Source organism: Amycolatopsis sp. M39 (assembly GCF_001651785.1).
In the GTDB taxonomy this organism is placed as follows: domain Bacteria; phylum Actinomycetota; class Actinomycetes; order Mycobacteriales; family Pseudonocardiaceae; genus Amycolatopsis; species Amycolatopsis rubida.
Genome location: NZ_LWSF01000002.1, coordinates 301,751 through 310,174, shown reverse-complemented (window position 1 = coordinate 310,174; position 8,424 = coordinate 301,751). Strand labels below are relative to the sequence as shown.

Annotated in this window: 6 protein-coding genes and 1 pseudogene; 5 read left to right on the top strand and 2 right to left on the bottom strand. The window is 69.5% G+C overall.

Annotation, left to right across the window (positions count from 1 at the left end; genetic code table 11):
- Positions 1-318: pseudogene (locus A4R44_RS50030) on the bottom strand (hypothetical protein); the annotation flags it as partial.
- A 159-nt stretch (positions 319-477) separates the two neighbouring features.
- Here A4R44_RS50030 and A4R44_RS06165 point away from each other — a divergent pair.
- Genes A4R44_RS06165 through A4R44_RS06155 form a run of 3 tightly spaced genes read left to right on the top strand, consistent with a single transcriptional unit; the run spans position 478 to position 4,522 of the window.
- Positions 478-1,230, top strand: coding sequence for a response regulator transcription factor (locus A4R44_RS06165; protein WP_067577173.1), 753 nt, complete (start codon positions 478-480; stop codon positions 1,228-1,230).
- The gene (locus A4R44_RS06160) at positions 1,205-2,692 is read left to right on the top strand and encodes a cell wall metabolism sensor histidine kinase WalK (RefSeq protein ID WP_067577172.1); all 1,488 of its coding nucleotides are present in this window, start codon (positions 1,205-1,207) and stop codon (positions 2,690-2,692) included. The genes A4R44_RS06165 and A4R44_RS06160 overlap by 26 nt, the downstream gene beginning before the upstream one ends.
- A 45-nt stretch (positions 2,693-2,737) precedes the next feature.
- Positions 2,738-4,522: a glycosyltransferase family 39 protein gene (locus A4R44_RS06155; protein WP_067577170.1), complete on the top strand. Its 1,785-nt coding sequence runs from the start codon at positions 2,738-2,740 to the stop codon at positions 4,520-4,522.
- Here the strand turns inward: A4R44_RS06155 and A4R44_RS06150 are convergent.
- Entirely contained in the window at positions 4,509-5,414 is a 906-nt protein-coding gene (locus A4R44_RS06150) for a serine/threonine dehydratase (RefSeq protein WP_095213208.1), read from the bottom strand. The two genes, A4R44_RS06155 and A4R44_RS06150, sit on opposite strands and share 14 nt — an antisense overlap.
- 260 nt (positions 5,415-5,674) lie before the next feature.
- Here A4R44_RS06150 and A4R44_RS06145 point away from each other — a divergent pair, with 260 nt between their 5' ends.
- Together A4R44_RS06145 and A4R44_RS06140 are read left to right on the top strand one after the other, a co-directional pair.
- A complete protein-coding gene (locus tag A4R44_RS06145) occupies positions 5,675-8,008 on the top strand; it encodes an ATP-binding protein (RefSeq protein ID WP_067577166.1) in 2,334 nt (777 codons plus the stop codon).
- Positions 8,005-8,424: a roadblock/LC7 domain-containing protein gene (locus A4R44_RS06140; RefSeq protein WP_009084595.1), complete on the top strand. Its 420-nt coding sequence runs from the start codon at positions 8,005-8,007 to the stop codon at positions 8,422-8,424. Before A4R44_RS06145 ends, A4R44_RS06140 begins: the two co-directional genes overlap by 4 nt.

Here is an 8,424-nt window from a genome sequence, read left to right as displayed (position 1 = left end):
CCCGCCGGTCGGATCCGTCACCACGAAGTCGCCGTGCAGCGCGTCCCGCAGCGCGGCCATCCCGCCCATGCCTCCGCGGCCGGCGAAACCGCCCTGCCCGCCCGGGCCGCCGAATCCGCCCGGCCCCTGCTGCGCCGTTGCGTTGCTGCCGCTGGTGCCCGCCCAGATCGCCAGTCCGCCGCCGACGGCGATCACCACCGCGACGCCCGCCGCGATCGCGGTTTTCCGGCCCGACCACGCCTTCCCCTGGCCGCTGCCGCCGGATGCGGGGGCAGGTTGCTCTCCCCAGGTCGCGCCCTCTGCTGGATCGGTCGTCATGGTCTCCTCCGGAACGTTCGAGCTTTTCCTTCCCGAGCGTCGGGGCGGCCGCTGTGCGGAACCTGTGGCGGACGTGGGGGACACCTGTGCGCCCACCCGCACAGGAAACGCACAGCCAGTGCACAGCTCGACCTGAAGACGAGGCCCGAAGATGGCACCATGAGCAGTGTGAACGCCGCGTCTGCCGGCCGGGGCAAGGCCGAACTGCGCCGCGCGGACGGCAGCCCGGTCCGCGTGCTGGTCGTCGACGACGAGTCGACGCTGGCCGAACTCGTGTCCATGGCCCTGCGGATGGAGGGCTGGGAGGTGCGCAGTGCGGGCACCGGAGCCGAGGCGGTGCGCATCGGCCGCGATTTCCGCCCGGACGCCGTGGTGCTCGACGTGATGCTGCCCGATTTCGACGGCCTTGAGGTACTGCGCCGGATGCGCGCCGAAACGCCGTATCTGCCGGTTCTTTTCCTGACCGCGAAAGACGCGGTGGAAGACCGGATCGCCGGGCTCACCGCGGGTGGCGACGATTACGTGACCAAGCCGTTCAGCCTGGAAGAAGTCGCGCTGCGGCTGCGCGCGCTGCTGCGCCGGGCGGGTGGTGTTTCCGGATCGACCGGCTCGCAACTGGTGGTCGGCGACCTGACCCTGGACGAGGACAGCCGCGAGGTGCACCGCGGCGGCGATCTGGTGCCGCTCACCGCGACCGAGTTCGAACTGCTCCGCTACCTGATGCGCAATCCGCGCCGGGTGCTGTCGAAGGCGCAGATCCTCGACCGCGTGTGGAGCTACGATTTCGGCGGCCAGGCCAATATCGTCGAGCTGTACATTTCCTACCTCCGCAAGAAAATCGACGCCGATCGGGAACCGATGATCCACACCATGCGCGGCGCCGGGTATGTCCTCAAACCCGCCGCGGGCTGAGCGCCGCCGTCCGTGGTCGTTGCGCCGCAGGCTGATTGTTCAGCTGGCGGCGCTGCTCGCGCTGGTCTGCCTGGTGGTCGGCGTGGTCACCGAATTCGCGTTGAACAGCTTTCTCGTCGGGCAGCTCGACGGGCAGCTGGCGGCGGCGAGCGATCGCGGGTTCCGCCACGGCGTGCCGCGTCCGCCCATCAACGGTTCCGGCAAGCTGCCGCCGGATCCGCTGCGCGTGCTCGGTCAGCCCGAGGGGACGCTCAGCCTGGTCGTGCACGACGGCAAGGTCAACGGGCAGGTGATCGGTCCGTTCGGCCTCGTCCCGCTGACCCCGGAGCAGGATCGGGTCCTGCTCGTGCTCGCGCCGAACGGCCAGAGCCGCACGGTCGAGCTTCCCGGCAGTCTCAAGAAATACCGCGTGGTCGCGACGTATTCGCCGCGCGGCGAGTTCACCGTGATCGGGCTGCCGATGAGCCGGGTCTCGGAAACGTTGTGGCGGCTGGGGTTCATCTTCGGTGGCGTCGCGCTCTGCGGGATTCTCGTTGCCGGGTTCGCCGGTGCGGTCACGATCCGGCGCACGATGGCCCCGCTGGACCGGCTTGCCGCCACTGCTTCCCGGGTATCCGAACTGCCGCTGGACCGCGGCGAGGTCGCGTTGTCCGAGCGAGTGCCCGAAGTGGACACTGACCCGCGAACCGAGGTCGGCAAGGTCGGTTCGGCGATCAACCGGATGCTGGGTCACATCGCCGAAGCGCTTGCCGCCCGCCATGCCAGCGAAAGCCGGGTCCGGCAGTTCGTCGCGGACGCGAGCCACGAATTGCGCACGCCGCTCGCCGCGATTCGCGGATATGCCGAGCTGACTCGGCGCGGCAGCGAACAGGTGCCGCCGGACATCGCGTTCGCGATGAGCCGGGTGGAATCCGAATCGGCGCGGATGACGACGCTCGTGGAAGATCTGCTGCTGCTCGCCCGGCTCGATTCCGGGCGTCCGGTCGTGCACGAACCGGTCGATTTGTCCCGGCTGGTCGCGGACGCGGTCGCCGATTCGCACGTCGCCGGTCCGGAACACAAGTGGCTGCTGGAACTTCCCGGCGAACCGATCGCGGTGCTCGGCGATTCCGGGCAACTGCACCAGGTCGTGCTGAACCTCCTCGGCAACGCCCGTACGCACACGCCCGCGGGCACCACGGTGACCACCGCACTGTCCACACGAGACGGATGGGTAACTTTGTCCGTTGTGGACGATGGGCCGGGAATTCCGCCAGAAATCCTGCCCGAGGTATTCGAACGGTTCGCCCGCGGCGACAATTCGCGTTCGCGTGCTGCCGGGAGCACGGGGCTGGGGCTGGCGATTGTCGCCGCCGTCGTGGCCGCGCATTCCGGTCGCGTGATGGTTGCTAGCGGTCCAGGGCGCACCGAATTCGTGGCTTCGTTCCCGCAATTGCGTGACGGTGCCAACACTCCTTCGTGAGTGATTCACAGCCCGCGCACAGTCCGGGCCGTGAGAATGACGGGCATGACGACTGTCGTCGCGCCACGCTGGGTGCGCCCCTCGGTCGCGGTGCTGCTGCTGGGCACCGCCGCGTTGTATCTCACCAATGTCGCGATTTCCGGCTGGGGAAATGACTTCTACGCGATGGCCGGGCAAGCGGGCACGGGGGACTGGAAAGCGTGGTTCTTCGGTTCGCTCGACCCGGGCAACGTGGTCACCGTCGACAAACCGCCGCTTTCCCTGTGGGTGATGGGATTGTCCGGGCGGATCTTCGGTTTTTCCAGCTGGAGCATGCTGGTGCCGGACGCGCTGGCAGGTGTGGGCTCGGTCGGCCTGCTGTACCTGGCGGTGCGGCGGCTTTCCGGACCGGTCGCCGGATTGCTGGCCGGGGCGTTGCTCGCGCTCACTCCGGTCGCCGCGCTGATGTTCCGGTTCAACAATCCGGACGCGTTCCTGGTGCTGCTGCTCGTCGCGGGCGGATATTTCCTGGTGCGGGCGCTGGAAAAGGCGAGCACGAGGTGGCTGCTGCTGGCGGGCGTCGCGATCGGTTTCGGGTTCCTCGACAAGATGCTGCAAGCATTCCTGGTGTTGCCTGCCTTCGTGCTCGCGTACGCGGTTGCTGCGCCGACTTCGGTGCGACGGCGGGTGTGGCAATTGCTCGCCGCTGCCGGGGCGGTGGTGGTTTCCGCGGGCTGGTGGGTGCTCGCGGTGGCGTTGTGGCCGGTTGCGGATCGGCCGTATATCAGCGGGTCGACGAACAACAGTGTGCTGGAATTGGCCTTCGGGTACAACGGACTCGGCCGGATTTTCGGACAGTCGCACGGTGGGGACGCGCGGCCGAAAATGCCGGAGTTTTCCGGTGCCGGACATGGCTTCGGCGGCCAGGCGGGCTTGACCCGCCTGTTCACCGAGCAGTTCGGCGGCGAGGCGTCCTGGCTGTTGCCCGCCGCGTTGGTCGGCCTCGTGGCCGGATTGTGGTTCACCCGGCGTGCGCCACGGACTGATCGAACTCGGGCGGCGCTGCTGCTGTGGGGTGCTTGGACGGTGATCAGCGCCCTCGTCTTCAGCTACATGAGCGGGATCATCCACCCGTACTACACAGTCGCGCTCGCGCCAGGAATCGCAGCCACGGTAGCGATCTCCGCGACCGAACTGTGGCGTGGCCGTGCTTACTTCGCGCCGCGCGTGGTGCTCGCGGTGATGCTGGCGGCGACTGTAGCGTGGAGCTTCGTGCTGCTGCATCGGACGCCGAACTGGCAGCCATGGGTGCGGTACTCCGTCTTGGTGCTGGGCGTCCTAGGCGTGTTCGCGTTGCTGATCGGGATTGCGCGTCGGGCAGCCGCAGTGCTGGCACTCGTGGCTGCACTGCTGGGGATGGCCTCATTCACGGTGGCTACCGCGTCGACGGCGCATACCGGCGGAAGCCCGGCGTCCGGGCCGCAGCACAACGGCCGCGTCAGTTTCGGCGGACCACAACAGTCCAATGTGGAGCTTTATCGGTTGCTGGAGACCACGACGACGAAGTGGGCTGCCGCGGAAACCGGCGCGATGCAGGCCGCCGGACTGGCGTTGAACAGCGGCAAACCGGTGCTCGCGGTCGGCGGCTTCAGCGGCAGCGACCCCGCGCCGACACTCGCGCGATTCCAGCAGTACGTGGCGAGCGGGGAGATCCACTATTTCGTCGTCGGCGCGCGCAACGGCCGCGGCGGCAGCCGCGGCACCTCGGGGAAGATCACCGCCTGGGTCGAACAGCACTTCCAACCCACCACGGTCGGCGGCGCGACGGTCTACGACCTCACGCGAAAGTGACCGAGGTATTGGCCCCGCACAAGACAAAACACGGCAGCTCGGCCGGGACGCGCCCGGCCAGCCAGGCGGCCAGCGGAGCCGCGGCGGCCGGTTCGACGACGAGCCGGAAGTCGCGCCACAGCAGGTCGCGTGCGGCGAGGATCTCGGCGTCGGACACCAGCACGGAAGTGACGGCAGGCGAATTGAGGATGCCGAACGCCAGCTCGCCGACGCGGGTCGCGCCGAGAGCGGACGCCGCGACCGAGTCGATGGTGACGTCCACCGGCTCGCCCGCGGCGAGGGCGGCATGCAGTGCCTGGCAGTGCTCCGGCTCCACCGCGAACACCGGACGGCCGTCCGCGGCCAGCGTCGCGCCGGACGCCAGCCCGCCGCCGCCCACTGCGACGCCAATGGCATCGACGTCCGGTGCGTCGGCCACGATCTCCGCGGTCGCGGTTCCCTGTCCGGCGATCACGTCGGCGTCGTCGTACGCGTGCAGGTAACGGGTGCCGGGTTCCTCTGCGACGGCCAACGCGGCTGCCGCGGCCTCGCTGTATGCCGCGCCGTGCCGGATGAGCTTCGCGCCGGCCGCTTCGATGCCGGCGGCCTTCGCTTCGGGCACGGACTCCGGCACGTAGACGACAGCGGGAATGCCCAGCGCTTGCGCGGCGGTGGCGACGCCGAGGCCGTGATTGCCACCCGACGCCGTGACCACGCGCTTCGGCTTAGGCCCGTTGAGCAGGGCGTTTACCGCGCCGCGGAGCTTGAACGAACCGGACCGCTGGAGCTGCTCCAGCTTGAGCACGAGGGGGCGGCCGTCGATTTCAGTGCGTAACAGCGGTGTCCACCGGACGTGTGGTCGGAGGCGGAGGTGGGCAGCGACGACGTCGGCGGCGACAGGTGCGGTGCGCATATCGGCCATTCTCCTCCCAGCATCCTTCCTCGCATGCCGCTCGCCGGGAAAACCCCAGCGTGTCAGGGCGCGACACGGTACAAGAGGGCATTGTCGAGACCTTGCGGATCTCGCTAAGCTCTGCGCAGACGTGGGGTGTCCGACCATGTGCGTACCGCGACGAGAACTACCGAGAGTAGTAGCGTCCTGCGGGTGTCCCCGTTCGGTGCACTTCACGCCTCGGTCTCGTCGGGACTCCTCGGGAACGGAAGGTGACGTGGATGCGCGACGGTTCGGCCCGGCCGCAGGAATCCGCCGCGCGGCTGCTTGACCGCCTCGGGATCCGCACCGTGCAGGCGCGAGTGACCGTGCTGGTGGTGGCTCCGCTGGTCCTGGTCGTGGCGTCGGCGGTTCCGCTCGTGCTCAGCCAGGTCACCGCCGCTTCGGCAGCCGCGACCACTTCGGACGCCGTGGCCCGGGGACAGCGGGTGGGCGGCCTGGTCGGACAGGTGCAACGGGAAAGCCTGCTCACGGCCGCTTTTGCCGCTGACCCGTCGGCCACCGATTCGGAGCTCGTCCGGCAGCGGCAGGCGGTGGACAGCGCTGCGCGCGGCATCGCGGACAGCCTGGTCAGCCCAGGCGGCGCACTGTCGAAACTGCGACAGAACGCGCTCAATCGTCAGGTTTCCGTAGTTGATATTGCTTCTGGCTACGATTCCACGTCCATTGGGCTGATCGACGCGCTGGGACTGGCTACTTCGGACAGCTCCCAGGCACGGACGCTCGACGCCCTGCTGCGCGCGGACGAGCAGCGAGCGGCCGCCGCGACCGCGCTGGTCGCGGCCGCCGGAGCTGATCGCGCAGGTCAGCGCGCTGCCGTCTCCGGAGAACAGTTCGCCCGGCTGGCCGGGAAGCAGGACGCGGCACAGGTCGCCGCGGTCGAGACCGGGGCGACGGCCCAGCAGCTCGACCGGCTGGCCGCGGCACCGCGGCAAGACCGGCAGTTTGTGTCCGATGTGGTCACTGCCGGTACTCGGCTCGCCGATCAGCGCGACGCGGTGGAGACCCGGATCGCCGGTGCGATCGCGGACGCTGCCTCCGCGGAAGCGTCCAGTGCGACCCGGACGGCCTCCGTCGTCGGCGGTGCCGCGATTGTCCTTTTCGGACTGGTTGCCGCATTGTCCGTACTGGCCGCGCGATCCATTGCCCGGCCGTTGCGGCGGCTGAGCGGCCAGGCTCGCTCGACCGCCGACCTGGCCGCCGCTGAATTGGTTCAGGTCGCCGAGCCGGAGTCGGGCCCGCCGCAACCGTTGCTGCCCGCGCTTGAGGCGGGCACCGGCGGCGAGCTGGCCGAGCTGGCCGATGCGTTCAACCGGCTCCGCGGCACCGGGGTGGAAGCGGTGGCCGAGCAGGCGAACTCGCGCCGCGCCGGGGTTCAGCTGCTGGTCGGAGCGGCCAAGCGCACGCAGAATCTGGTCGCGGGCCAGCGCACCGTGATCGAGGAATTGACGCGCGGCGCCGACGATCCGGTGTTGCTCGCCGGGCTGCGTCGCGTGGAGCACGCCGCGCTCCGGCTGCGGCGCACCGCGGACGATCTGCTTGTGGTGACAGGAAACCGCGACGAGACCCGGGTCGGCGGTCCGATCGAACTGGCCACCGCGTTGCGTTCCGCCGCCGCGGAAATCGACGACGAGGCCCGGATCCGGCTCGGCGAACCGGCTGAGGCGCTGCTCGCGCCGTCGCTGGGGATCGACCTGGTGCTGCTGTTCGCGGAACTGCTGGAAAACGCCGCCGCGTTCTCGCCGCCGGAGTCGGCGGTGGAGATTTCGACGGAGTTCCAGTCATCCGGCGATCTGCTGGTGAGCATCGCCGATCACGGCGTCGGGCTGTCCGCGGACCGGTTGGCGCAGGAGAACCGCCGGCTCGCCGAACCGGTCGACGCGGCATCCGGTCAGCAACTCGGCCTGGCCGTGGCCGGACGGCTCGCGCAGCGGCATTCGCTGCGTGTCGAACTGGAGTCCACTCCGGAAGGCGGCGTGACAGCACAGGTCTCGGTGCCGCAGGCGCTGTTCACCCGAGACGTCGATTTCCGGCGTGGGCCTGGGCTTTTCGAGCCCGGACAGGTGCCCGACCCGCGGCCGGTGCTGCTGCCCGCGCCCGCGATCGCCGCGCTGTCCACGCCTGCTCCGGCCGGGTTCCGGTGGTTCACCGATCCGCCGGAACCGGAAGCCGACGAGCCGAATCCGGACAAGGACGAGGCTCCGCGGTGGCCGGAAGCGGAACCGGAATTCGCTTCCCGCGCCGGAACGCTGGAACTCCCCGACGAGCCAGAAGAATCCAAAGAGGACACTCCGGACGCGCAGGACGTCGCGGATCCGTCGCCGACGCACCAGTTCACTGTGGTGCCACCGGAATCCCGTGACGGCGTCTTCCGCCGCGTCCCCGGCGCGCAGCTGGCCCCCGGGCTCAAACTGCCGCAGATCGTCCGCACCCCGTTGCCGCGCCGCGACCTGCGCGATCCGGCCGCCGAGCGGGCCACCTTCGACTCGTTTTCCGACGGCGTCGCCAAAGCACAGCAAGTCACCGCCCAGCAGGCCGATCAAGGAGGATCATGACCGTTCCCGCCGCCGCGCAGAACTTCAACTGGCTGGTCAACCGCTTCGCGCTGCACACCGCAGGCGCGATCGCCGCGCTCGCGGTGTCCGCGGACGGGCTGCTGATCGCCGCGTCGCAGGACCTCGACCGCGCGGACGCCGACCGGCTCGCGGCGACCTGCTCGGCGATGCTCGCGCTGGCACAGAGCGTGTCCGAAAGCCATCCGCTCGGCGATCCGGACAAGGTCGTGGTCGAGCTGGAACGCGGCTACCTCGTGGTCTGCACCATCAGCATCGGCTGCTCGCTCGGCGTGCTGGCCAACAAACAGGCCAGCCTCGGCACGATCGCCTACGAGATGGCGATGTTCGCCAACCGCGCGTCCGAAGTCCTTACCCCCGCGCTGGTCGAGGAGTTGAAGAACACCGCGTTCGCCTGA